Genomic DNA, 25,076 nt, shown 5'->3' on the forward strand with positions numbered 1-25,076 from the left:
AATCCTCTTAACGGTGAAAAGAGAGTATTTCGGAAAGAAAATACTCTCTTTTACCTTTTTAATTGAGGTCATGCAGTTTTCTTACTTTTGCACATATGCATCTTTAAACGTGTAATCCGGCCCGAATGTATGGTACTCGATCCCTTTTACATACGGTTTAACAAGGCGTAATGTAGCACGTTGATAAATCGGGCCGATCGCCGCATCGTCCATCAGGATTTTTTCAGCTTGCAGCATGATTTGCCAACGTTTTTCCGGATCATTGCCGTATTTGTTCTTCGCTTCATCAATCAGCTTATCGTATTCTTTATTCGAATAGCCGGATTTGTTGTTATCGCCGTTTGTTACAAACAAGTCGAGGAAGGTCATCGGGTCTTTGTAGTCAGGACTCCAACCGGCAACCTGGATGTCATAATCTTGGTTTGTATCCAATTGCAAACGGTTTTTGAATGGTACGTTTTTCAGTTTGATCGTTAACCCAGGAAGATTCTTTTCCAATTGGTTTTGGAAGAATTCGCCTGTTGTTTTTGCGTTATCTGTATCATCACCGAGAATTTCAAGCGTTAAGTTCTTCTTGCCGAGTTCTTTCAACCCTTTTTCCCAATATTTTTTTGCTTCTGTCGGGTTATACTGGAGGTAAGAACCCGATTCCGTACGGAAATCTTTGCCGTTTTTCGGATCTTTTGTAAAGTCTTTCGGCACGAGCCCGTTTGCCGGAATCGAACCGTTAGACAAGACCGTGTCGACATACGATTTTTTATCATAAGCCATCGCCAGTGCCATCCGGATGTTTTTGTTTGCTAAAGCGGTTTTCTTTCCGTTTCTAACTTCATTGTATTTGAAGTAGAAAACGCTTGACTCCGGATTTGTCACAGCTTCTTTGTTATTTTTATATTGTTTCGCATATTCGGCGCTCAAAACAGTCCGGTCGATTTTGCCCGTATTGTACAAGTTGACGCCTGTGCTTGGCGATTTTACAACCTGAACATTGATTTGGCTCAGTTTCACATGTTTCTTGTCATAGTAATTCGGGTTTTTCACGTATTTCCATGTCAAGCCTGTGCCGTTCCAGTCTTTTAATACGAACGGGCCGTTGAACAGCATATTGTCGCTGTTTGTCCCGAATTTGCTGCCTTTTGACTCAACAAATTTTTGGTTGAGCGGCAAATATGTGCCGAAAGCCAGCAATGATTTTAAGTAAGGAACCGGTTTTTCAAGCTGGACTTGCAATGTATGATCGTCAATCGCTTTTACCCCTAAAGTGCTTAGATCTTTTTTGCCAGCATTGATATCCGAAGCGTTTTTAACGACACCAAAGAACATATAAGCATATTGCGACCCTGTCTTCGGATTCACAGCCCTTTGCCAAGAGTAAACAAAGTCTTTTGCTGTAACCGGATCACCGTTTGACCATTTTGCGTCTTTACGGAGCTTAAATGTATACGTTTTGCCGTCTTTGCTGACTGTCGGTTCTTCTTTCGCAATCCCGAGTTTCAGCTCATCATTTTTCCCAACGACATAAAGGCCTTCCATTGTATTACCGAAAACGGTAAAGCTTGCCGCATCCGTTGCAAGTGTCGGATCCCCTGTCGGAAGTTCAGCCGTTTCATCCATATTCAGCACTTGCTTGGTTTTGGATGAACCGCTGCTTGAACCTGAGCTGCTGTTTTTGCTTCCGCCGCCGCATGCGCCGAGGACGAGCGACAGGGCAAAAGCCAGCGTCATAAACACATAAAATTTTGACTTCTTCATCAGCTAACCACCCTTTTTTTATTTTTCTGAAAAGCTAGTGACTTTTCGAATTTAATTATACTAACATTTCACTTTCTTGTACATGTTTTTTTAATCTTTTTTAATTACGTAAAAGGAGTAATAAACCAAAAAGATATTGTCATCTCAATATTGTAACCCCTTACAAATGGTTAAAAAAATTATAAATAAAACTATTAAAATAAATAAACTTTGGTAGGTTTTTTAACAATGTTTTTTGTTTGAAAGCGTTAACAAACGCTTAACTTCCGCGTTCCGTTGTATTTATAATTTTTTCATTAATTTTAATAAATTTAATTTAACTTTAATTTAGGTTTAGATTTTCCGCTATTTCATCTTTTCTTTTGTTCCTGTATAATGAATGAAAATCATTTTGTAGGTGAGCGTATGTTCAAAAAGCTTGTCTGCTGGTTGCTGGCCTCCCAGTTGCTTGTTTTGTTTTTTTCTTTTTTGGTGTATAAGCGGATCGATTTGCTTAGCTATATTAATACTTCATTTACGATCGGGGCACTGTTGATTCTTTTTGCCGCATCGGTTTTCATGGCGCGGACCGGTTTTTTTGACGCGTTTGTTTACGGTTTTCAAAGAATGTCTTCTAAATTTAACGAGGAGGACGTCCGCCCGCTGTCGAAGCTGGTTACCTTGCGTGTTTCCATGCCTTTTCTTACCGGGGTGTCCATGATGGTGCTGATGGCCATCGCCCTTTTTCTGCAAAGTTCGTCATAAAATGCTGGCCGTTTAAAACGATCAGGCAAAGACGGAATCCTACATAAAATGGGCCTTGGCGGACAGCGGTTTTTGACATTTTTCCATCTTTTCATTATAATGATACTGGTATATAGAAGCGATGAAAAAGAAGAGTACATCTGTTTATGGCTTTTCAGAGAGTTTGTGGCTGGTGGAAACAAACATGCCTGCAGGTGGAATGGGCTTTCGAGCTCCGGAGATGAACGGGCGGCCGCCTCATTAGTTTCCGGCGTACGCCTTGCGTTAACCAGGCTCCAATTGGCATTGGAACTAAGCGGCCCGTATTGCCGGGCACTTAGGGTGGCACCGCGGATTTATCCCATTCGTCCCTAATTTTGGTTGAATGGGTTTTTTATTTTTCTGGAAAAATATCCATGCTTTAGGAGGAAGAAAAAATGAGGACGATTTTTTCAGCTATTCAGCCGAGTGGAACGATCCACATCGGGAACTATCTTGGGTCAATGAAGCAGTTTGTGGAATTGCAGAACAGCTTTAATTGCTATTTTTGCATTGCTGACGAGCACGCCATTACCGTCCCGCAAGACCGCCTTGAACTCCGCAAAAACATCAGGAGCCTTGCCGCTTTTTATCTGGCAGTCGGCATTGACCCGAACAAAGCGACGCTCTTTATCCAGTCGGAAGTGCCGGCGCACGCCCAGGCCGCATGGATGCTGCAATGCGTTGCCTATGTCGGCGAGTTGGAAAGGATGACGCAGTTTAAAGACAAATCTGCAGGGAAAGAAAGCGTATCGGCCGGGCTTCTCACATATCCGCCGCTCATGGCCGCTGATATTCTACTGTATAGCACGGATCTTGTGCCGGTCGGTGAGGACCAGAAACAGCATCTCGAGCTGACAAGGGATTTGGCGGAAAGGTTCAATAAACGTTACCTCGAAATTTTTACGCTGCCGGATATTAAGCTTTCCAATTCCGGAGCAAGGATTATGTCGCTGCAGGACCCGATGAAAAAAATGAGCAAATCCGATCCGAATAAAAAAGCATTTATCTCGCTGCTTGATGACCCGAAACTGGTCGACAAAAAGATTAAAAGCGCGGTTACAGACTCAGAAGGCGTGGTCAAATACGACAAAGAGCGGAAACCGGGCATTTCCAATTTGCTCGACATCTATTCCAACTTCAGCAGCTTGACCATTGAAGAGCTGGAACGGAAATATGACGGCGTCGGCTATGGCGCGTTTAAAGCGGATCTCGTTGATGTAGTGAATGAAGGGCTGGCCCCGATCCAAAAACGGTATTATAAACTGATTGAATCGGAGGAACTGGACCGGATTTTAGATGAAGGCGCGGAAAAAGCCAGTATTGTAGCCGGAAATATGCTGAGAAAAATGGAAAATGCGATGGGATTGGGCAGAAAAAAACGCCATTAAGAAAAAAACGAGTTGCGGAGGTTTCGCAACTCGTTTTTACATCAGTTCGCTTTTTTCATTGTGTTCCAGTTCCCATAGTTTTTCAAAAAAAGGCTGCCCTTTGATCATATTTTCGCACAACTGTTCATGCTTTTTGGACCAGCCTGTTTTTGTTTCTGCATAAAGCCGCTCCCACGCATCTTCAAAAGGCATAAACTGGATGTGTTCATACTGCTCCGGGCACCACTCTGTATACCAGTACCGCACTTCCGCCGTATTTTTCGAGGAATAGAGCTGGTCGAGCGCCATAAATAACAGCTGCTTTAATTGTCGTTCCCTTCTTGTCAGCCCCTGCATGCACTCCGGCGACGGGGATAAAATATGATGTTCTTTCGGATTGCTGCGGTTTTCAAACGGATAGGACACCGGTTCATGCCCTTCGATCATTTCATAGACAAGCTGTTCCTGCCTCGGAATCAGCCGGCTTTTGCGGATCGGTAGCGTATAGCCGATCGTATCCACCGCCAAAATCCCTTTTCCATCCGTCACGACAAAACAATATTCCAGCTGGATTCGTTCATGGTTTTTGCGCAAAACCGCCTTCTGGAAAACATCATTCAGCAAAGTTTGCGGCAGTTCAGCCAAATCGTTTTCAATGTACTCGTATAAAAGCGTGTCCACAAATAAAAGCGGCACCTGGTCCAGCAGTTCAATCACATCGTCCCTCCGCCACTCATGGAATGGGCAGACATTATAACTGTTTTCCTCCCCCTCGAACCAGTTGACCCATATATCGTGAAGATACAGCATGGATAACCCCCCGTATACTCTGTTTGTCATTCAGTATAGGCAGGGGGCAGTTAAATTATTCCTTCTTTTCCGGATTCCGCTGTGTAGAAAATAAAGATTGCACTTCGCTTGTAAAAAGAAGAACCCCAATCCCACCGCGTCGAAAAGGAAGAAGGCCTGCTTTAAAAGACGCTTCGTTTTCCCTCCCCCGGTAAGTCGGAAAGGATAAAGGCTCTGCTTTAAAAAGACGCTCTGCTCTCCCGATCCCGGCAAGCCGGAAAGGAAAAAGGCCCTGCCAAAGACAGGGCCTTTATGGATTATTCTTGGGTGTCCGCTTTTTCGGATGTGACACTCACCTTGCTCCAATCCGTTTGTGTTTCATCCGGATATACAGCCAAGTTTTTCACGCGGTTGTTCACCGCATACAATTGATAACGGTAAACGGTCGGAATGACTGCCGCTTCCTCATTCATATACTTCTGCCATTCATTGTAAACCTTTTTGCGGTATGCTGTGTCAAAGGCTTGCGGAGAATGCCCTTTTTCCAACAGTTCATCATTTTTCTTGCTGACAAAGCGGGTGTAGTTAAACATAACGTTCCGACCGTACAAGCCGTACGGGTCCACATCGCTACCTGTTCCCCAGGCACCTGCATAGATATCCACTTTCGGGTCATCCTTTTGCACCATATCATAGAAGGAGTTAAACTCAGCAAGACGACCGTTAACAAGTTTGACATTTAAGCCGACATCTTTCCAGCACTGCATATAGAATTTTGCCAGCGGCTCGGCCGTATCCCCGCCGCTCATGGAAAGGAAATTAATGACGAATTTTTTGCCGTTTGGATCTTCACGGTACCCGTCTTTGTCGACATCTTTATAACCGGCTTCATCAAGCAGTTTCTTTGCTTTTTTCGGATCATACGTGTACCCTTTTGCGGACTTGTCATGCCATTCCGGGAAAGATGGCGGAATTAAAGTCGTCGCCGGGAAACGCAAACCGTGGTAGATTTTTTCGCCGACTGACTTGTTATCGAGCGCATACGCCATCGCCTGGCGCAGTTTTTTATTTTGGAATTTCGGGTTATCCATGACGTTTTCCTGTTTCTTTGCATCCCAGTGGCCGAGTTTAAATCCGATATAGCTGTAAGCCAAATCGATCGTGCCGAGCAGCTGGAAGTTTTTTACACCTTTAGCAGCCTCGTATTGGTCTACCGGGAAAGCAGCATAGTCAATTTCGCCTTTTTTCAAGGCTTGTAACACCACTTTCGGATTGACCACTTTGATGACGACACCTTTCAGTTTCGGTTTTCCTGCCCAGTAATGGTCGTTTCTGACAAGTTCAACAGACTCGCCCGGAACCACTTTTTTAACTTTAAACGGACCGAAGCCTAAAGGATGTAACCGAATTTTATCCGACTGTGCCATTTTTGCGATCGGCACATCTTTTAAGTAATGTTTCGGAAGCGGTGTTGTCCAGACGCCTGTTTTTTCGGAAGGGTTGGCACTCTTCCAGGTAATGGAAATCGTTTTATCATCGATTACTTTAACACCAGAAATGTTTTTCGCTTTTCCTTTATGGTATTCATCCATGCCGACGATATTTTGGAACAGAGCATCGCCGTAGCGCACACCGGTATAGTCTTTATTTCCGATAACCAGGTATGCAAATTCGAGGTCTTCGGCGGTTACCGGCTTCCCATCAGACCAGTTGACATTGTCTTTGATTTTAATCGTCATTGTTTTGTTGTCATTGGACAATTTGTACGTGGCGGCGCCGTCATTCGTAAATTCATAGTTTTCGTCTGTTTTTAACAGCGAATCATCAAAAAATTTAATGACTTCAAAATCCGGTTGCCCTTCGTAGAAAGCAAGGTTGAATGTGCCTTCAATCGGCGTATCGGAAACGATGCCGTAATTCAAAATCCCGCCGTCAATCGCTTTTTTGTTGTTTTTGACGGTAGTCGGAAACTTGCTTGTTAAATCTTCCGTTTTCACTGCCTTGTCTTCCTTGCTTCCGCTGCTCGGTGAATTGTTGCAGGCTGACAGCACCAATACGAGTATCACCAGCAAACTGAATACGCTTGACCATTTTCTTTTCCTCATTGCTAAGCCCCCTCTTTTTTATCCTTGTCTTTGTCTTGCATCGGCTGCGCGTTTTAACGCCTGGCCGATAAAATTTATACACAGCATCATCACCAGAATCAGGAGCGATGCAGGTAACCAAATCCACCATTTATGCTGGAGCACATCCGGGTTTGTGGCGTAACTGACCAACGTCCCAAGGCTCGGTGTGCTTTCCGGCAACCCGAAGCCGAGATAGGTCAGGCTCGATTCAATCCCAATATTGCTTGCCAAGTTAATCGTCAAGTTCACGATAATAATCGAGCTCAAATTCGGCAGGACCTGGAAGAGAATAATTTTCCAGTCCGGCGTACCGAGCGTCTTGGAAGCACTGACATAGTCGAGTTCCCTTTCCGAAAGCGTCTTGGAACGAATCAGTCTTGCTTTTCCGACCCAAAGGAATGCACTCATAATGAGAATAAAAGAAAACACATTATATTTCGGTACGATTGTCACGAGGACAATGATGAGCATGAGAAACGGCAGGACAAGAATAAAGTCAATGATTCTCATGATGATATTGTCAATGACTCCGCCGAAGTAACCGGCAATTAATCCGACCGCAAGCCCGATTGCACCGGTAATCAACGTAATCGCAAGCCCGATTGTAAACGAATTTTTTGCTCCGATAATCAGTTGCCCGAATATATCCCGGCCGCCGTAATCGGTGCCGAGCCAGTGTTCAGCTGAGGGCGGCGCGTAAATGGATAAAAGGTCAACCTTTACAATCTCATTTTCGTTTAAAATCAATGACATGCCGTAAACCGTAATCAGAATCAGCCCCAGCACGATCATGGAGATAACGGCCATTTTATCTTTGATCAGTTCCCGCCAGATAATTGAAAATCCGGATGGGCTTTTTTCTGTTTCGGCAATTGCGGGCTGTTGTGTTGAAATGACTGCTTTCATCCTCTCACCCCCCGTTACTCGATCCGGATACGCGGATCGACAGCGCTTAAAATAATGTCTGATAATAATGTGCCGAACAAGGTCGCCACGCCGGAAATCATTACGAGTGCCGTGACCACGCTGTAATCACGCTGCATAATCGATTGCAAAAACAGCTGCCCGATCCCCGGATAACCGAATATCGATTCCAAAATGACGGACCCGCCGATTAATCCGGTAATCTCATAACCGAAAAAGGTGGCGATCGGTAGAAGCGAATTTCTTAAAATATGATGCGTATACACCTTGGATTCAGGCACGCCTTTTGCACGCGCCGTTTTCACGAAATCTTTGATTTTTGTATCGATAATTTCATTCCGCAAATACTGGATCGTGCCCACCGTTGCAAGCAGCGATCCGGATAAGGCTGGCAAAATTAGATGGTAAGCCTTGCTCATGAAATATTCAAACGTGCCGTCACGGGCCTGGATATTGACACTGCCGCTTGTCGGAAACCATGATAGGACAAAACCGAACACAAACAGCATAATCAATGCAAAGATAAACAGCGGAGTTGCATAGCTGAGATAGTTATAACCGGTAATCAGCTTATCCGCCCATGAATCCGTCCATCGCCCGGCCACGATCCCAAGCGGAATGGCGATCAAATATGTCAGGATCAGAATCACCGCCGACAGTAAAATCGTGTTCCACAGTCGCCCGGCAAGCAGTTCTGTTACAGGCTGCTGGTGAATATAAGACATGCCAAGATCGCCTTTGAAGAGATTTTTCACCCAGCGGGCGTACTGTACATAAGCCGGATCATACAGCCCCAATTTTTCTTTCATTTCATGAAGCGTGTGGATATCCATTTTCGGATTGCTCGCCAGCCGGCCGGTCAGTGCATCGCCGGGCATGGCCTTTGCCAGCACGAAAATCAAAATACTCAAAATAATTAATTGAGGGATCATGATGAGAATTCTGCGCAATATAAATTTAATCATAACTGTGCCCCCCTCTTTACGGCAGTGCTACGGAATGGGTATGCGAAACCGGCTTGAGATGGTACGGCTTCCCTTCCTCGTCAAAATAATCCCTGAAAGCTTGCCGGAATTCATTGTTGATTTTTTCCCGGTACTGTTTTTGTGCTGCTCTATTTTCCGGGTCCCCATTTGGAATCGCGGACAGCAGCCGTTTTGTGTAGATATGTTGCGGATTCTCGTAAATTTCGTCACTCGTCCCTTCTTCCACAAAACGCCCGCGGTACATGATGCCGATTCGGTCGCACATATGGCGGATAATGCCAAGGTCATGGCTAATAAATAGGTAGGTGAGCCCGAATTCTTTTTGGATGTCTTTCATAAAATTGAGCACCTGCGCCTGGACGGAAACATCAAGGGCGGAGACCGGCTCATCCGCAATGATCAGTTTCGGATTCAATGTCAGCGCCCGGGCAATGCCGATCCGCTGGCGCTGCCCTCCTGAAAATTCATGCGGGTATTTAAACATGGAGTCCGGACTCAGGCCGACTTTTTCCATGACTTCGCGGACTTTTTCCCGCTCTTGTTCGCGGGGCAGTTTCTCAAAATTGCGAATCGGTTCAGCGATAATATCCGCCACGCGCTTTTTCGGATTCAGGGAAGAATACGGATCCTGGAAGATCATTTGGATATCTTTCCGATAATGTTGAAATTCCTTCCGGCTGAGCCGGGCCAAATCCGTGCCTTCAAACACAATTTTGCCCGCTGTTGCATGATTCAGCCCGACGATCGTTCTGCCCGTTGTCGTTTTGCCGCAGCCCGATTCGCCGACAAGCCCGTACGTTTCTCCAGGCTGCAATTCGAAGCTGATATCATTGACCGCTTTTACATGATCGACCACCCGGCGGAAAAACCCGCCCCGTACCGGATAATAGACTTTTAGATTTTCGATCTTAAGAAGTGGCATGATACATATCCCCTGTCTCCATGTTCTGTTCGTCCGGGAAATAAAAATGTTTGTAACAGGTACAGCGCACCCAGTGGCCGTTTTCCACTTCGCGAAGAACCGGATTTTCTTCGTGCGCCGCGTCGCTGATCCAGCCAATCCTTGATTTAAAGCGGCATCCCGAGCGCGGCAGGTTCTTCAGTGAAGGAACAATGCCCTGGATGACATGCAATCTTTCTTTGGCTTCCGTCGCCGACGGGATTGAATTCAGCAAAGAACGGGTATAAGGATGTAACGGATTTTTGAAGAGTGTTGTAACATCCGCAATTTCGACAATTTCGCCTGCATACATGACGGCCACTCTGTCGGCCATTTCGGCAACGACGCCGAGATCATGGGTAATCAGAATAATGCCCGTCTTCATCTGGCGCTGCAAATCTTTCAGCAAATCCATAATTTGGGCCTGGATCGTGACATCAAGCGCGGTTGTCGGTTCATCCGCAATGACAAGCGACGGCTGGCAGGCGATCGCGATGGCAATGACCACCCGCTGCCTCATGCCGCCGGAAAGCTCATGCGGGTATTGCTTATATGTTCTTTCGGGATAAGGGATCCCGACCCGGCTTAACAATTCAAGCGTCCGTTTTTTCTTTTCGGAACCGGATAGTTTGGTGTGGTAATCCATGCTTTCTTCTATTTGCCGCCCGACCGTCATCAGCGGGTTCAGCGCAGTCAATGGATCCTGGAAAATAATGCCCATTTCCGCCCCGCGGATTTCATTCAGTTTCCCAGTCCCGAGCGGCACGAGATCCTGCCCTTTAAAGAGAATACGCCCTTCAACTTTTGTCTTTTCTTCCGGATGCAGCCCCATCACTGCCAGAGCGAGTGCACTTTTTCCGCAGCCGGATTCCCCGACAATCGCCACCACTTCATTTTCGTTGACGGTTAAAGAGACGTGATCGACCGCCGGATAGTATGTATCCTGGATTTGGAAAGAAACAGTCAAATCCTCAATTTGCAAAAGCGGTGGTTTTTCCAATATACAAAACCTCCCTTCGTAAAAGTAGAAAACAACGAAAATAGATTAAAATCTTATTAATTTATTGTTTAAATAATATTACAAAATTAAAAGAAACGCAATCATTTTTTTAGTTAAAATTATATTTGTATTTTTTTGGTACTTTATGGATTCAGGATTCCGGCGGGTTGGTAAACATTCCTTCTGCAAATATTTCGGAACGGCGGCCGAGATTTGCTATTGTAGAAAAAGAATGGGCCGTTTTATACTTCTCTATCAAATGGTATCCGAGCGCATATCCCATCATCGGCGGGACGTATTTTCTGCCGAAAAGAAGGTCATCATGAATTTTTTCTTCTTTTCCGGCTGCAAGATTTTTTTTGAAAAACTGTTGCCACGCATGTTTTTTCTGTTTTTCGGAATAGCGTTTTGATGTTTCCGATACATATTCTTCTCCGACATACTCGAGCACGGCATGTTCAGCAAGCCCTTCAAACACGAGGGAATCGAGCAAAGTATAGTCTCGCGGCGGTTTTTTCAACCTGCTCATTCTTGCCGCATGATGGTATTCATGGACAAACAGCGCTTCCCATTCTTTCCGGTCCCGAACCGGTGCAAGAAATAAAAAAACGGCACCCGGCAGTGTTACGCCCGATTTTCCGCGGCTGCGGCCAAAGTTGAAACCGTTTCCATTCCTGACTGGAAAAATGTAAATGTCCGGATCTGGCCCGTTCCAAAGCTTTTTGTATTTTGCATGATACTCCCCGATTTTCTCCCAGGCATCCGCTTTTTTCAACGCAGTAAAAATCTGTTCTGCCTGCCTTGAAGGGCGGTACATGCCGAAACGCTGCAAGTAGCGATAAAAATCTTCCGGATCTTCCCTTCCCTGTTTGATTGTTTCTAAAAACAGCTCCGGTTTTGAGAAAGCTTCTTCCATCCACACATCCGTCCGAATGATCCCCATCGCCGGTTCCCCCTCCCGTTTGCTTTATTTTATTGCGGAAGACCGGATTTTAGAAAATAAATTTTTCAAAAGCCAGAGCAGACTGCCGCACATCCCGGAATGCGTTTTTTCCCCTGTAAATTCATCTTTCCGCCCGCAAAAATCACACTTTTGAAACCGCCAGCACGGGAGTCTGTCCGCACCCTTTGATCCCCATGCCAAAACGTTATCGGAACCGCATGGGATGTTCCATCCCCTTTTCGCGACTCGGCTTTTCTAGCACGTGATCCTTGAAAAACGTTTCGCAATATTTGGTTTCGTTTCCATGCAAAAAGGGTATCCCATTTTAACCGGGATACCCCTTTTGGATCAGGCTTCGTATTTTTTAAAAGCAAGGGTTGCGTTGTGTCCGCCGAAACCGAGCGAATTGCTGATCGCTGCGTTCAGCTCCTGTTTGCGCGCTTTATCCGGAACATAGTCCAAATCGCATTCCGGATCAGGCGTTTGAATATTGATGGTTGGCGGAACAATGCCTTCTTTGATCGCAAGCACAGTAAAAATGGCTTCCACGCTGCCTGCTGCCCCGAGCAGATGGCCTGTCATCGATTTTGTCGAGCTGACGGCCAGTTTGTAAGCATGGTCGCCGAAAACCTCTTTAATCGCCATTGTCTCGTATTTATCATTATACGGCGTGCTTGTCCCATGGGCATTAATATAGCCGATTTCATCCGGGGCAAGGCCAGCATCATCAAGCGCCATTTGCATCGAGCGCGCGCCGCCTTCCCCGCCAGGCGCAGGCGCGGTAATATGGTAGGCATCCCCGGTTGACCCGTAGCCAACCACTTCCGCATAAATTTTGGCTCCGCGTTTTAAAGCATGTTCTAAGTCTTCAAGCACCAAAATGCCGGCGCCTTCGCCGATGACAAACCCGTCCCGGTTTAAATCAAACGGGCGGCTTGCCGTTTCCGGATCCGGATTGGTGGACAGCGCTGTATTGGCACAAAATCCCGCGAACGACATTCTTGTAATCGGCGCTTCCGTCCCGCCTGCAATCATAGCATCGCAATCGCCGCGCTGGATCGCTTTAAAGGCGTCCCCGATTGAGTTTGTTCCCGTTGCACACGCCGTGACGGTGCAGGAGTTAATCCCTTTTGCGCCAAGAATGATCGAAACCTGGCCTGCTGCCATATCCGGAATCATCATCGGTACAAAGAAAGGGCTCACACGCCGGTATCCGCGCTTTTGGAATACTTCAAACTGGTTTTCGAATGTTTCCATGCCGCCGATTCCGGAACCGATCCAGACGCCGACACGAGTTGCGTTTTGTTCGTTGATCGTAAGTCCGGCATCTTTTACCGCCATCAGTGCAGATGCAACCGCATAATGGGTAAAACGGTCCATTTTGCGGGCTTCTCTTCGTTCAATAAATTCTTCGATGTTAAAGTCTCTCACTTCAGCTGCCACTTTTGCCGGAAACTGATCCGCATCCAGCCTTGTCAGCGGGCCGATGCCGGATTTCCCGTCCAGCACAGTTTCCCAGGCTGTCCGCGCGTCATTTCCGACCGGCGTAACAGCCCCGATTCCCGTAACAACCACTCTTCTTTTTTCCATTATGCCATCTCCTTTTCCTGGTATAAGAAGACCGTGTTTCTTACAATCTGTATGCTGCATTTAAGCGTGTTATCTTCCCCATCTGATCAGTACGGCTCCCCAGGTCAGTCCGCCGCCGAAGCCGACCATCAGGATGAGGTCATCCTCTTTGATCTTTCCTTCTTCCAGTTCATCCACCAATGAAATCGGTATGGATGCCGCCGAAGTATTCCCGTATTTGTGGATTGTTTTCGACATTTTTTCCACCGGCAGGCCGAGCCTTTCCCGCGCAGATTCCATGATTCGGATATTGGCCTGGTGCGGAATTAAGAAATCGATGTCTTCCTTCCTGACGCCGGCCTTTTCGATCACGCGCACGCTCGATTCGCCCATTTGGCGGACGGCAAATTTAAACACTTCACGACCGTTCATGACAAGATGGCCACTTTTATCTTCATACAAATATTTTCCGCCTGAACCGTCCGAACCGAGTTCAAAAGCAAGGATGCCCCTGCCTTCCGATACCGGGCCGACAACCGCTGCGCCCGCCCCGTCGCCGAACAGCACCGCCGTACTGCGGTCTTCCCAGTTCGTGATCTTGGATAATTTCTCAACACCTACAATTAAAACATATTTATACGTTTTCGTCTCAATAAATTGCTTGGCCGTCGCAAGCCCGTACATAAAACCGGAACAGGCCGCACTGATATCCATCGCGGCAGCTTTTTTTGCGCCGAGGCGGTCCTGCAAAATATTGGAGACCGTCGGAAACGGCTGATCCGGCGTCACGGTCGCAACAAGGATTAAGTCGAGCTCTTCCGCGGAAATGCCTGCATGTTTCACCGCTTTTACAGCCGCTTCATATGCCATATCGGAAGTCTCCATATCATCCGCTGCAATCCGCCGTTCTTCAATCCCGGTTCTCGTCCGGATCCATTCATCCGACGTGTCCATCATTTTTTCAAAGTCTGCATTTGTTAAAACCTTTTCAGGATTATATTTTCCGACACCGATAATGCCAGCATTCATTTTGCATTCCTTCTTTCACTAAAATAATCAAAGCGGCATAATTCCTTATCGCACAATATTATGACCTGCTCCTAATTATAACAAAGCCCTGTTTGCTTGTCACGAATAGAAGAAAATACGGGCCATGCCCACAATGGCGGGATGAAAAAACGTGCTACCAATAGGGCGGAGCCGCGCGGATCGCATGGTGCTTGTTTTCCTCCCGCTTTAAGATCCGGGCCATTGATGCAAGCCGATTCAGTTTTTCTGTCATATGCTGATCATAGATCCGGACCGCCCTCATCCTGGCAAAAAAGAAGGAAAGGAAGTGAAAAAATGGAAGAACATGAAAAAATCCACCCTTTTGACCGGATGTTTTTCCCGCAAAAGCGGCAAGAGCCGCCCGGGACCGGACAGGAAGAAGCAGATGAAGAAATAAACGGCGGCTTGTTTGACCTTTCTTTTTTCCGGAATGTGGATATGGAAGCGTTGCTGGATCAAGCTGACAAAGTCGTTGGCATTTTCGAGGAGTTTAAGCCGTTGTTCCGGAAAATCACGCCGGTTTTTGAAAAGTGGCTTTCCCATTTTGAAAAGGAAGATTAGCGTTCTTTAGCTGTTCTTCCGTTGACAGGCGATTTGCTGTTGAATCGCGGCCTGCCAGGAAACGGACGGCCGGACGATCATCGGTTCCAGTTCACCTTTTGCCTCAAGCCTGCACGAAGGAAGCGTGGGGCTGCCTGTATCCTGCGTTAAAAACCGGGCGACAGGCTCCCATCCGTTTCCGTCAGGGCTTTTTAAATAAAAGGCTTTCCCCGTTTCCCCTTTTTCAAGCTCGGAGACAATGGCCACTGCGGCATCTGCTGCAAAAAGGGCATCGCGGTCGTCATATTTCAAGTCCGGTTCCGTATTCCCGTTAATCATTTGGGAAAAAGCAAGGCTCCCGGGCTGACCGGGGCCGAACAGTGCCGGAACAAAAAAGGTAATGCGTGCGCAATCGCCAAGCACGCCGGGAACCCATTCTGCCTGTTCCGCAACCGCCAGATGGTTTGGAAGAATGAGTGCCACACGTTCGATTTGCGCTTTAAACGGTTCTAAAAAGCGGCATGCATCTTGTAAATCTTCACGGGCATCCCGGACATAATAATCGTATACCGGAATGCAGCATGTGCATTTTTCCGGCGACAACCGGCTCAGAGGCTGGTAATCCAAATTGGCATTTCTTCCGATTTCCATCCATCTTTCTTCCAACAAAAACCCGGGATCCGTTTCTTGATCAGCCGCTATAACCGGATACCCCGCATCAAGCAGTGCCTTGCACAGCTCAAATCCGAAGAACGCCCCGGCACCAATGACAAGTGCTTGATTCATGGCCGGCCCTCCATTCATCTTTATTCAAGCATATGCTTTTCCCGCCGTAAAGATACTTCCGGACGATCCAAAACGGACAAAAGGCCGCTGTGCCCATTTTTCGTTCCAGCCTTCGGGAAAAATTTCATCCGCGGCAACCGGGTTCCCCTTTTCCAATGGCTGCGGCTGTGATAAGATAAAGGGTGATTTAAAAAGTGTTTTTCAATCGGGGTGAAAGTATGAAATACATCGTAACGATTTTTTGGGTGTTTTTACTGAGCCAAATGCTCGGCTACGTTGGCAGTGCCATGTCAAACTCGCATTACAGCATGAAAACGATGGCCATTATGTCGCTTGTCATTTCCGCTGCTGCATTTATTGTTAATGCAGCATTGCCGAAAAACACAAGTCCCGAACATTAAATCAAAACACCCCTCACCGGAAACCGGGAGGCGCTGTTTCGCAGTGCCTCCCGGTTTTTTCATCATTATCCGGTTGTCACTTGAAGCGAGCCGTCTTTCACATCAAGCGTGACGGTTTGATGCGGCTTCACCTTTCCTGCAATGATTTCTTTTGCAAGCCTCGTTTCAATTTGATGCTGGATAAACCGTTTCAGCGGCCGTGCCCCGTACACCGGATCATAGGCCGATTCCGCAATCCATTTTTTCGCCTCATCGGATAGCTGAAGCCCGACCGATTGTTCAGCGAGGCGTGCAGCCAATTCGTGCATCATTTTATCCACGATGCCCATCATATTTTCCAGCGTGAGCGGCTTGAATAAGATGATATCGTCAATCCGGTTTAAAAATTCAGGCCGGAACGACGCGCGCAACTGTGCCATCACCGCATTTTTCGTCTCTTCGCTGATTTCATCGCCTTTGATATCAAGCAAATAGGACGACCCGATATTTGACGTCATGATCACGATCGCGTTTTTAAAATCAACCGTCCGTCCCTGCGAATCGGTGATACGGCCGTCATCGAGCATCTGGAGCAAAATATTGAACACTTCCGGGTGGGCTTTTTCAATTTCATCCAGCAAAATGACGGAATACGGTTTCCGCCGCACCGCTTCAGTGAGCTGGCCACCTTCTTCATAGCCGACATATCCCGGCGGCGCCCCGATCAGCCGCGAGACCGCAAATTTTTCCATATATTCACTCATGTCGATCCGGATCATATGATTTTCATCGTCAAATAAATGCTGTGCCAGCGCTTTGGCAAGTTCTGTCTTCCCAACGCCGGTAGGGCCGAGAAAAATAAAGGATCCGATCGGGCGGTTCGGGTCTTTCATGCCGGCTCTGGCTCTTAGAACCGCATCGCTGACAAGGCGGACAGCTTCATCCTGGCCGATGACGCGTTCATGTAAAATGCTTTCCAGCTTTAACAGTTTTTCGCGTTCGCTTTGCACAAGTTTTGCAACGGGGATCCCCGTCCAGCGCGCGACAATCGCTGCAATTTCTTCTTCTGTGACTTCTTCGCGCAAAATCCGGCCGCTGCCTTCTTTTTCCGCCATTTGCTGTTCGAGCTGTTTTAATTCTTTTTCAACGGCCGGAATCCTGCCATGCCGGAGTTCAGCCGCTTTGTTCAAATCATACCGGTTTTCCGCTTCTTCAAGATCGCGCCGGTATTTTTCAAGCAATTCCCGTTTTTCCTGTACTTTTTGCAATTCCGCTTTTTCAGCCTGCCATTTGGCGCGCATCCGGTTCGCTTCTTCTTTCAAATCAGCAAGCTCTTTTTGCAAAATGCCAAGACGGGCTTTGCTTGCTTCATCCGTTTCTTTTTGCAGAGCGGCTTCTTCAATTTCCAGCTGCATAACGCGCCTTGTCACTTCATCAAGTTCCGTCGGCATGGAATCCATTTCAACACGGATGTTTGCGCAGGCCTCATCGACAAGATCGATCGCCTTATCCGGCAAAAAACGGTCGGTAATATAACGGTTTGATAGTGTGGCTGCAGCGACAAGCGCTTTGTCATGGATGCGGACGCCGTGGTGGATTTCAAAACGTTCCCTTAACCCTCTTAAAATCGAAATCGTATCCTCCACATCCGGCTCCTGGACGAGCACTTGCTGGAAACGGCGTTCGAGGGCCGCATCTTTTTCAATATATTGCCGATATTCATTCAGGGTCGTCGCGCCGATACAGTGCAGTTCACCACGGGCAAGCATCGGCTTCAGCATATTGCCGGCATCCATTGCCCCTTCTGTTTTGCCGGCGCCGACAATCGTGTGCAGTTCATCGATAAACAGCAAAATTTGCCCGTTGCTTTTTTTAATTTCCTGCAATACCGCCTTCAGCCGTTCTTCAAATTCCCCCCTGAACTTGGCGCCTGCAACAAGCGCCCCGAGGTCGAGCGAAAAAATCGTTTTGTCTTTTAAGCCTTCCGGGACATCTTTCCTGACGATCCGCTGGGCAAGCCCCTCGACAATGGCCGTTTTCCCAACGCCGGGTTCGCCGATCAGAACAGGGTTGTTTTTCGTTTTCCGTGATAAAATCCGGATGACGTTCCGGATTTCCGCATCCCGGCCGATAACAGGGTCGATTTTTCCGGCTTTAACGGCTTCAACAAGGTCAGTGCCGTATTTTTTTAAAACATTGTAGTTTGCTTCCGGGTTTTGCGAGGCCACTTTTTGATTCCCCCTTATGTTTTTGATCACCTGAAGCAGTTGCTGTTTCGTGATCCTGCTTTTCAAATACCGGGACAGGTCATCGTGTTCGACATCCATGACAGCAAGGGCCAGATGTTCAACCGAAATGTACTCGTCCTGGAGCGCGCGCATTTCTTCTTCCGCGAGTCTGAACAGCTCGATCAGCGCCGCAGACAAATACGGCGCGCTTTGCCCGGTCACTTCCGGCTTTTTCGCGAGAATCCCATCTGCAATTTTTCCAATTTCTTCCTTGCTTAAGCCAAGGCCGTTATATATCTCAGGAAGCAGGCTGTCCGGCTTTTCCATTAACGTTTTCCATAAATGGGCAATATCGAGTTCCGGGTGATGTTTTTGAGCGGCCAGCTGCTGGGCTTCCGCCAACCCTTCCTGTACCGTAAAAGTCATGCGGTTGATATCCATCCATTCCACCTCCGAATGGCGCGTACCGTTTAACGCGGCGCGGGCACCTGTCCTTATTTTACCGTTTTTCCTTTAAAGACAGCAAAAAAACGGGGATAGCTCCCCGTTTTGATTTTAAGGTTTGCGTTTGCGCCTCCAATGGCGGGCATCGTTCGTTGTTTCCGGAAAGCGGTCGCCCCTGCTAAGATGGGCGCTTTTCGGGTTTACGACCGGGTCGCCATTTTCGCCAACTTCTACATAAACCCCATTATTCGGTGCTTTGCTTCCGGGGTGAAACAGGTTGCTTTGCCCCAAAGTAACGCCCCCTTTTTTTATCGTCAGCATTAGTTTGGGCTGATCTTGTTAAAGCATGAGCGCTTATTTTTGCCAGCCAAAAAATACAACGGCGAAGAGGGGGCTGTTTAATCAGTTAATTCCGAGCGCAATTTTGGCATAACGCGACATGCGGTCTTTTGTCCACGGCGGGTTCCAGACGATATTGACATGGGTGTCCTTCACTTCAGGAATGTCCTGTACCGCCATTTGCACCTGGTCAACGAGAATTCCCGCGAGCGGGCAGCCCATTGCGGTCAGGGTCATGGTCACCGTCAGGCAGCCTTCCTCATCTAGGTCGAGATCATACACAAGCCCGAGGTTTACAATATCTATGCCAATTTCCGGGTCAATCACTTGTTCAAGCGCGCCCATAATGTTTTCTTTCAATGCTTCATCCATGGTTTTCAAACCTCCTCCGTAACTATCATAACAAAACGGTATGCAAGATAAAAATGCTTTACAGCAGGTTTTTAAGCTGGGAAAATGTTATATTATTTAGTATAATGGATCATCACGAAAATTGCATGTAAACTGAATCATTTCGAGAAAAAGGAGAAATTCAAATGCCTCAACCTTATTTAATTGCATTGGATCTTGACGGCACATTGTTAAATGATGAAAAGACCATCTCCCCGAAAACAAAATCCGTTCTGCAAAAAACAATCAAAGCCGGCCATAAGGTCATCATCTCTACCGGCCGCCCTTTCCGCTCCAGCCAGCCGTATTATGAAGAACTTGGACTCGATACGCCGATTGTCAATTTTAACGGCGCTTTTGTCCACCATCCGAAAAATACGGGCTTTGGCATCTATCATGAACCGATGCCGCTTCAAGTAGCAAAATCGATCGTTGAAACATGCGGCGATTTCCGGCTGTATAATATTGTAGCAGAAGTGAAAGATGAGGTGTACCTCCATTATCACGACGAAAAACTGCTCAATATTTTTCAAATTGGAAACCCGCATGTCACAACCGGAAATTTAATGCGCTTTTTAAAAGACGAGCCGACGTCCATGCTGATCCATGCAGCAAAGGAAGACGTGCCGTTGATCCGCAGCTACTTAAGCGATGTCCATGCCGAAGTGATCGACCACAGGCGCTGGGGGGCACCGTGGCACATCATCGAGATCATTAAAGCCGGGCTGAATAAAGCGGCCGGCATGAAAAAAGTCGCCGACGCCTACGGAATACCGAAAGAACGGATCATTGCTTTCGGGGATGAAGACAACGACCTGGAAATGATTGAATACGCGGGGACGGGGGTTGCGATGGGAAATGCCATTCCGGCCTTAAAAGCAATCGCAAATGAAATCACCCTTTCCAATACGGAAGACGGCATTGGCCTTTTTCTTGAAGAAGCGCTGAATTTGAAAGCCATCTCCTGAAAAACGCATAATCAGCGCCGGGAATTCCAACACTATAAATGGGCGCGGCACCCCGTGCACCCTTCCCGTAAAGGCGGTGTTTCGTTTGGGCAGAAGCAGCAAATCGAAACGTTTTGTCCATCAGGGAAAAGATGCAGTGAAAAAGTATAGCGAGCGTTTCCCGTATCACTCCACATTGGCCGAAGCAGAAGCGAACAGGAGCGAAGAAGGCAATTCGGGAGGCATCTTATAATGGCGAACCGACTGTTTCAAGAGGCCAGGCAATTTGTCGAACTGGCGAAAGAGACGGCTGCTTTCGGAACGGAACAAGAAAAAAACGAAATGGTGCAAAAAGCGAAAAACGCCTTATCCAGTGCATATGCCAACACGACACTTGCAGAAAAAGCACAGCTGCGCGACATGCAGCATGAACTTGGAAAATTGGAATAGCTGCCGACTTCCGGCAGCTATTCCTTTTGTTTATGTGGTTTTGCTTGTTGTCTTTGGCATGTAGTTTCGCTTGTTGCCTTCTGCAGCGGTTTTGCTTGCTGTCTTTGCCATGTGGTTTCGCTTGTTGTCTTCTGCATCGGTTTTGCTTGCTGTCTTTGCCATGTGGTTTCGCTTGTTGTCTTCTGCATCGGTTTTGCTTATCGTCTTCCTGAAACGGGTTTTCTTTTCGGCAGCGCCCCAAGATTCATTTTTCCTCACTTGAAGCATCTGCTTGAAATTGTGCAAAACGGGGAAAATCGGTAAACTAAAGACAGAACTGATTGTGAGGGTGAAAACGATGGGCATTCAAATTTTTGCTGACAGTGCCAGCGACTTGCCGCTGTCTTTTTTCAAAGAAAACCATGTACACTTGATTCCGTTGACCGTGTATGTAGAGGACAAATCCTATGACGACCTTGTCGGCATTGACCCGAAAGAAGTGTTCCGCTTGATTCGCGCGGGGGTGGGTACAAAAACGTCGCAACCGTCACCGCAATATTTTGAAAAACTTTTTACCGATCTTGCCAAATCAGGAGATACCGGTATTTACCTGGCTTTTTCGTCCGAGCTGTCCGGCACGTACCAAACGGCGGCCATGATCGCCGACCAAGTGAAAGAAGCCTATCCCAATCTTGATTTAACGGTACTCGATACAAAATGTGCTTCGATCGGTTACGGCCTCGTTGTAAAAGCAGCCGCCGATTTACGGAAAAACGGGGCAGGAAAAGAGGAAATCATCCGGGATGCCGCATTCCGCAGCAAACATATGGAGCATATTTTCACAGTCCCCGATCTTGATTTTCTTGCCAGAGGCGGCAGGCTATCGAAAACAAGCGCATTTTTCGGCGGCTTGCTGAATATTAAACCGATCCTCGATGTAGAGGACGGGAAGCTGATTCCGATTGAAAAAATCCGCGGGCGGAAAAAACTGTTGCACCGTATGCTCGATATCATGGAAGAACGCGGCACAGACCTTGAACACCAGCTGATCGGCATCTGCCACGGCGATGATGAAACGGCTGCAGAAGAAATGAAACAGCTGATTGAAGCACGTTTCGGTACAAAACAATTCTTGATCAACACAATCGGCGCCGTGATCGGGTCGCACGCCGGGCCTGGCACAATATCCGTCTTTTTCCTGAATGAGCTGCCATAACGCCTTCCAACTTTTTTCCGGGTATACCGGTTAATAGAAATTTTGGACGGGTATAGACTAATGGTGATGGCCGGTCAATCCAAATTCCGGATTGCCGTTCCGTTTAAAAATTGAACGAGGAGTGGTAAAAATGGCGAACGAACAAAATGCTTCCAAGAAAACTTTACCCGCCCAGCACCAGAACAGGCAGCCCGGCACTGAAACGGAAATGAACCCGCAGCCGAAAAATGTAAAAGACAACTACAAAGGAAGCGGCAAACTAGATGGAAAAATTGCGCTCATTACCGGTGGGGATTCCGGGATCGGAAAATCTGTCGCCATTTATTTTGCAAAAGAGGGCGCGCATGTCGCCATTTGCTATCTGAATGAAAATGAGGATGCAAAACAAACAAAAGAACTGGTGGAAAAAGAGGGGCGCCAATGCCTGATCATCCCGGGCGATATCGGGGACGAACAGCATTGCCGGGACGCAGTGGAAAAAGTGGTCAGCACATTCGGCCGGCTCGATATTTTGGTGAATAATGCGGCCGAACAACACCCGCAAAAAAGCATTCTGGATATCTCGGAAGAACAGCTTGTGAGAACATTCCGGACCAATATTTTTTCACAATTTTTCATGGTGAAAGCCGCACTGCCGCACTTAAAAGAAGGCAGCTCCATTATTAACACGACTTCGATTACGGCTTATCAAGGCAGCCCGCAGCTGCTTGATTATTCGGCAACAAAGGGCGCCATCGCAGCATTCATACGCTCTTTGTCACAGGCGCTCGTATCAAAAGGCATCCGCGTGAACGGCGTGGCCCCGGGGCCGATCTGGACGCCGCTTATCCCGTCAACCTTTACGGCAGACCAGGTTGAAAAATTCGGTTCCGACGTCCCAATGAAACGCCCCGGCCAACCGTCCGAACTGGCACCTGCCTATGTCTATCTTGCGTCCGACGACTCAAGCTATGTGACCGGGCAAGTCATCCACGTAAACGGCGGCACCGTGATCAACGGCTGACGCGCACACCGGAAAGGCACATTCCTTTCCGGTTTTCTTTTTGCTTAAAAAAGGCGCGCACGATACCGGCGTACATTTCCCCGGACCAAAGTCTCTTGATGCAAAACAGTGAACATTTTTACGGGCTAAAATCTCTAGCTCCGGACCCTTTTCTTTCTGCTTATAAAGGTATGAAAACCCCTCCCCTTGTCAAAAACAAATAAGGAAATGATGCTCGGGAAGGAGGGCCGCAAATGGACGGACAATTCAGATTAAAAATCATGGAATGCCAGTCCCGCGCTTTTTTAACAGGTTCAATCGAGAAGCTGAATGAAGAATGGGTGTTTTTTGATGATATATCTGATGAGGCATCGATGCTTGAGGAGTTTGTTGGCCAAAAAATTGAAATCTTCCATTCCGGGCGTTGGAAAAAAGGCATATTAACAGAAGATCAAACCGTCATGTCAGATGGGAAAATGCTTCTTCTTGAAGAAAAAGCAAGCTTGCGGATTCCGAAGCCGGTCAATTTTTCGCTTGAGATGCTCTTCGGAGAGTGGGAGGACGGCCTGTTTCACCGCTTCGTCTCTTTCTTAAACGGGGCAGGCTTTTCTATTTATGATTGTATCTATTGTCATAACGTATTATCATGCCTCGTCAACCTGGAGAAAAAAGAAGGCGTGAATTTCATGCTGTTTGATAACGGAGAGGCTATTTTATCCGTCCACCACCATTTCCGGCTGGGCAAACAAGCGGACGAGTGGTTCGAGTGTACATGGAGTGACGGAAGGCGCATGCTTTTGAAAAAAATGTAAAAAGGAAGGCAAGCCGGCCCTTGCCTCCCTTCTCCATTTCTATCCTGAAAAACTACACCGGCACCACATAGGCATCAATAAAAAGGATGCCATCCCATCGGCAGGCGCAGCCCAAGATACAGGACGGCGGCGAAAAAGATGATCAGCAAAACCCAGAGGATTCCCGTACTTTTTCTTTTAGAAAGCCGCAGCGTAATCATTTCCATCATCCCAATCACGAGAATCCCGCCGAGCAGTTTAAGGCCGTACAGGGCAGGATCAAGGCGCTGGTTATGGAAAAAGAGCAGCGCACCTGTGACGATGACGAGTATGTAAAACAGCCTTAAAACCATCTGGACCGTTTTAAACGCCTTTTCTTTTCCTGCGCGATGGAGGAACAAGGCCAAAATAAACAAAAGGATCGCAATGACCCATGTTGTGACATGCGCATCTGTCCGGGTTAACATCGTTCGATCTTCTCCTTTGCTTCTTTATCTGTCTTATACCCATCTTACTTTATTTGATGGTGTTTCGCAAAGTTCCCACCTTTTCAACCGTAATTTCAACCTCATCACCAGGATTCAAGAAACGCGGCGGATGAAACCCGTTGCCGACGCCGGCTGGGGTGCCCGTTGCAATGATATCCCCGGGTAAAAGCGTCATCCCTTTCGACAATTCGGATATAATCTCCTCAACCGGGAAAATGAAGCGGGATGTATTGGACTGCTGGCGGACTTCCCCGTTTACTTTTGTCACGATATCAAGCGCATTCGGATTTTCGATTTCGGAACGATCGACAACCCACGGACCAACCGGGCAGGATCCGTCCAGGCTTTTCCCGATAAAATATTGCTTATGCTTCCGTTGAAGATCCCTTGCTGTGATATCGTTTAAAATGGTATACCCAAACACATGGGAAAGAGCATTTTCTTTTGCAATCTGTTTCCCTTCCTTCCCGATCACGACGGCCAACTCCCCTTCGTAATCCAACTCGCGGGTAACCGCCCGATGTGAATCAACCGACGCTTCATGTGCATTAATAGTTGTCGTCGCTTTTGTAAACATAATAATATGTTCAGGAATATCTTCCGCGCTCCCCATTTCAATTGCATGCTCCCGATAATTTTTGCCGACACACAACATGTTTCTCACCGGGTCCGGAATCGGGGGAAGGCAGGAAACCTCGTGAAGCGGAACGAGCGCGCCTTCAAGGGTTGCTTCCGGTTTTTTCAATTCTTCCCGGACACGGCCGGTAAACGCCTCGCCCGCCCGGATGCCTTCAAGCAAAGATGGCGGAAAACCATCCAAAGCCCGTAAATTTAAAATCGTTGTTTCATTATAAAGCACACCGTATTGTACCTGGTCTTGCCAAACAAAGCTCATGAATTTCATC

At 47.3% G+C, this 25,076-nt stretch carries 27 protein-coding genes and 1 other annotated feature; of the genes, 10 read left to right on the plus strand and 17 right to left on the minus strand.

Annotated elements, in window-relative coordinates:
* Window positions 1–81: 81 nt before the first annotated feature.
* Entirely contained in the window at window positions 82–1,752 is a 1,671-nt protein-coding gene (locus tag ABR335_RS12585) for a peptide ABC transporter substrate-binding protein (RefSeq protein WP_014095732.1), read from the minus strand.
* A gap of 405 nt (window positions 1,753–2,157) precedes the next feature.
* Between ABR335_RS12585 and ABR335_RS12590 the strand changes: the two genes are divergently transcribed.
* Both ABR335_RS12590 and trpS read left to right on the plus strand, forming a co-directional pair.
* A complete protein-coding gene (locus ABR335_RS12590) occupies window positions 2,158–2,496 on the plus strand; it encodes a DUF3899 domain-containing protein (RefSeq protein ID WP_014095733.1) in 339 nt (112 codons plus the stop codon).
* 112 nt (window positions 2,497–2,608) lie between these two features.
* Window positions 2,609–2,851 (plus strand) — a binding site (T-box leader).
* Between the two features lie 61 nt (window positions 2,852–2,912).
* Window positions 2,913–3,905 (plus strand): tryptophan--tRNA ligase, encoded by a 993-nt coding sequence (trpS, locus tag ABR335_RS12595; protein WP_014095735.1) that lies wholly within the window; start codon window positions 2,913–2,915, stop codon window positions 3,903–3,905.
* Window positions 3,906–3,941: 36 nt separating this feature from the next.
* Here trpS and ABR335_RS12600 read toward each other — a convergent pair whose 3' ends face one another.
* The 9 genes from ABR335_RS12600 to ABR335_RS12640 all read right to left on the minus strand — a co-directional run bounded on the left by ABR335_RS12600 (window position 3,942) and on the right by ABR335_RS12640 (window position 14,190).
* A complete protein-coding gene (locus ABR335_RS12600) occupies window positions 3,942–4,694 on the minus strand; it encodes a YjbA family protein (protein ID WP_014095736.1) in 753 nt (250 codons plus the stop codon).
* A gap of 296 nt (window positions 4,695–4,990) precedes the next feature.
* Window positions 4,991–6,778 carry an oligopeptide ABC transporter substrate-binding protein gene (gene opp4A / locus ABR335_RS12605; RefSeq protein WP_350346193.1) on the minus strand — a complete coding sequence of 596 codons (1,788 nt, stop codon included), beginning with the start codon at window positions 6,776–6,778 and terminating at the stop codon, window positions 4,991–4,993.
* A gap of 18 nt (window positions 6,779–6,796) precedes the next feature.
* Entirely contained in the window at window positions 6,797–7,705 is a 909-nt protein-coding gene (locus ABR335_RS12610) for an ABC transporter permease (protein ID WP_061086522.1), read from the minus strand.
* Between the two features lie 14 nt (window positions 7,706–7,719).
* Complete coding sequence (gene opp4B, locus ABR335_RS12615) at window positions 7,720–8,688, minus strand: oligopeptide ABC transporter permease (RefSeq protein ID WP_014095739.1); 969 nt, start codon at window positions 8,686–8,688, stop codon at window positions 7,720–7,722.
* 16 nt (window positions 8,689–8,704) lie between these two features.
* A complete protein-coding gene (locus ABR335_RS12620) occupies window positions 8,705–9,631 on the minus strand; it encodes an ABC transporter ATP-binding protein (protein WP_014095740.1) in 927 nt (308 codons plus the stop codon).
* The gene (locus ABR335_RS12625; RefSeq protein ID WP_014095741.1) at window positions 9,618–10,649 is read right to left on the minus strand and encodes an ABC transporter ATP-binding protein; all 1,032 of its coding nucleotides are present in this window, start codon (window positions 10,647–10,649) and stop codon (window positions 9,618–9,620) included. Before ABR335_RS12625 ends, ABR335_RS12620 begins: the two co-directional genes overlap by 14 nt.
* 151 nt (window positions 10,650–10,800) lie before the next feature.
* Window positions 10,801–11,592 carry a DUF2268 domain-containing protein gene (locus ABR335_RS12630; RefSeq protein WP_014095742.1) on the minus strand — a complete coding sequence of 264 codons (792 nt, stop codon included), beginning with the start codon at window positions 11,590–11,592 and terminating at the stop codon, window positions 10,801–10,803.
* 348 nt (window positions 11,593–11,940) lie between these two features.
* Complete coding sequence (gene fabF / locus ABR335_RS12635; RefSeq protein WP_026683758.1) at window positions 11,941–13,182, minus strand: beta-ketoacyl-ACP synthase II; 1,242 nt, start codon at window positions 13,180–13,182, stop codon at window positions 11,941–11,943.
* Window positions 13,183–13,251: 69 nt separating this feature from the next.
* Entirely contained in the window at window positions 13,252–14,190 is a 939-nt protein-coding gene (locus tag ABR335_RS12640; RefSeq protein ID WP_026683757.1) for a beta-ketoacyl-ACP synthase III, read from the minus strand.
* A 315-nt stretch (window positions 14,191–14,505) separates the two neighbouring features.
* Between ABR335_RS12640 and ABR335_RS12645 the strand changes: the two genes are divergently transcribed.
* Complete coding sequence (locus ABR335_RS12645) at window positions 14,506–14,772, plus strand: hypothetical protein (RefSeq protein ID WP_014095745.1); 267 nt, start codon at window positions 14,506–14,508, stop codon at window positions 14,770–14,772.
* A gap of 6 nt (window positions 14,773–14,778) precedes the next feature.
* Here ABR335_RS12645 and ABR335_RS12650 read toward each other — a convergent pair whose 3' ends face one another.
* Window positions 14,779–15,537, minus strand: a complete 759-nt coding sequence (locus ABR335_RS12650) for an NADP-binding protein (RefSeq protein WP_026683755.1) — start codon at window positions 15,535–15,537, stop codon at window positions 14,779–14,781.
* 218 nt (window positions 15,538–15,755) lie between these two features.
* Here ABR335_RS12650 and ABR335_RS12655 point away from each other — a divergent pair, with 218 nt between their 5' ends.
* Window positions 15,756–15,938, plus strand: a complete 183-nt coding sequence (locus ABR335_RS12655) for a YjzD family protein (RefSeq protein ID WP_017550190.1) — start codon at window positions 15,756–15,758, stop codon at window positions 15,936–15,938.
* Window positions 15,939–16,003: 65 nt separating this feature from the next.
* Here the strand turns inward: ABR335_RS12655 and clpB are convergent, their stop codons facing one another.
* From clpB to ABR335_RS12670, 3 genes are all read right to left on the minus strand, one after another.
* Complete coding sequence (gene clpB, locus ABR335_RS12660; protein ID WP_350346194.1) at window positions 16,004–18,586, minus strand: ATP-dependent chaperone ClpB; 2,583 nt, start codon at window positions 18,584–18,586, stop codon at window positions 16,004–16,006.
* 114 nt (window positions 18,587–18,700) lie between these two features.
* Entirely contained in the window at window positions 18,701–18,880 is a 180-nt protein-coding gene (locus ABR335_RS12665) for a YjzC family protein (RefSeq protein WP_014095749.1), read from the minus strand.
* A gap of 111 nt (window positions 18,881–18,991) precedes the next feature.
* Entirely contained in the window at window positions 18,992–19,300 is a 309-nt protein-coding gene (locus ABR335_RS12670; protein WP_014095750.1) for a metal-sulfur cluster assembly factor, read from the minus strand.
* A 164-nt stretch (window positions 19,301–19,464) separates the two neighbouring features.
* Between ABR335_RS12670 and ABR335_RS12675 the strand changes: the two genes are divergently transcribed.
* The 3 genes from ABR335_RS12675 (at window position 19,465) to ABR335_RS12685 (ending at window position 20,715) form a co-directional block, all read left to right on the plus strand.
* The gene (locus ABR335_RS12675; RefSeq protein WP_341289347.1) at window positions 19,465–20,286 is read left to right on the plus strand and encodes a Cof-type HAD-IIB family hydrolase; all 822 of its coding nucleotides are present in this window, start codon (window positions 19,465–19,467) and stop codon (window positions 20,284–20,286) included.
* 85 nt (window positions 20,287–20,371) lie between these two features.
* Window positions 20,372–20,518 carry a hypothetical protein gene (locus ABR335_RS12680; RefSeq protein ID WP_017550193.1) on the plus strand — a complete coding sequence of 49 codons (147 nt, stop codon included), beginning with the start codon at window positions 20,372–20,374 and terminating at the stop codon, window positions 20,516–20,518.
* Window positions 20,518–20,715, plus strand: a complete 198-nt coding sequence (locus ABR335_RS12685) for a DUF3813 domain-containing protein (protein WP_014095752.1) — start codon at window positions 20,518–20,520, stop codon at window positions 20,713–20,715. Before ABR335_RS12680 ends, ABR335_RS12685 begins: the two co-directional genes overlap by 1 nt.
* A 30-nt stretch (window positions 20,716–20,745) precedes the next feature.
* On the opposite strand, the gene ABR335_RS12690 is transcribed toward ABR335_RS12685, so the two are convergent.
* Window positions 20,746–20,973 carry a hypothetical protein gene (locus ABR335_RS12690; RefSeq protein ID WP_350346195.1) on the minus strand — a complete coding sequence of 76 codons (228 nt, stop codon included), beginning with the start codon at window positions 20,971–20,973 and terminating at the stop codon, window positions 20,746–20,748.
* A gap of 79 nt (window positions 20,974–21,052) precedes the next feature.
* Between ABR335_RS12690 and ABR335_RS12695 the strand changes: the two genes are divergently transcribed.
* From ABR335_RS12695 to ABR335_RS12705, 3 genes are all read left to right on the plus strand, one after another.
* Window positions 21,053–21,910 (plus strand): DegV family protein, encoded by an 858-nt coding sequence (locus ABR335_RS12695; RefSeq protein WP_014095753.1) that lies wholly within the window; start codon window positions 21,053–21,055, stop codon window positions 21,908–21,910.
* A 130-nt stretch (window positions 21,911–22,040) separates the two neighbouring features.
* Window positions 22,041–22,913, plus strand: a complete 873-nt coding sequence (locus tag ABR335_RS12700; protein ID WP_014095754.1) for an SDR family oxidoreductase — start codon at window positions 22,041–22,043, stop codon at window positions 22,911–22,913.
* 233 nt (window positions 22,914–23,146) lie between these two features.
* Window positions 23,147–23,704, plus strand: coding sequence for a DUF2777 domain-containing protein (locus ABR335_RS12705; protein ID WP_350346196.1), 558 nt, complete (start codon window positions 23,147–23,149; stop codon window positions 23,702–23,704).
* A gap of 74 nt (window positions 23,705–23,778) precedes the next feature.
* On the opposite strand, the gene ABR335_RS12710 is transcribed toward ABR335_RS12705, so the two are convergent.
* Window positions 23,779–24,150, minus strand: coding sequence for a YisL family protein (locus ABR335_RS12710; RefSeq protein WP_014095756.1), 372 nt, complete (start codon window positions 24,148–24,150; stop codon window positions 23,779–23,781).
* Between the two features lie 49 nt (window positions 24,151–24,199).
* Entirely contained in the window at window positions 24,200–25,075 is an 876-nt protein-coding gene (locus tag ABR335_RS12715) for a fumarylacetoacetate hydrolase family protein (protein ID WP_350346197.1), read from the minus strand.
* Window position 25,076 lies beyond the last annotated feature (1 nt).

The sequence above is a fragment of the Heyndrickxia faecalis genome, assembly GCF_040267745.1.
Taxonomy (GTDB): domain Bacteria; phylum Bacillota; class Bacilli; order Bacillales; family Bacillaceae_C; genus Weizmannia; species Weizmannia faecalis.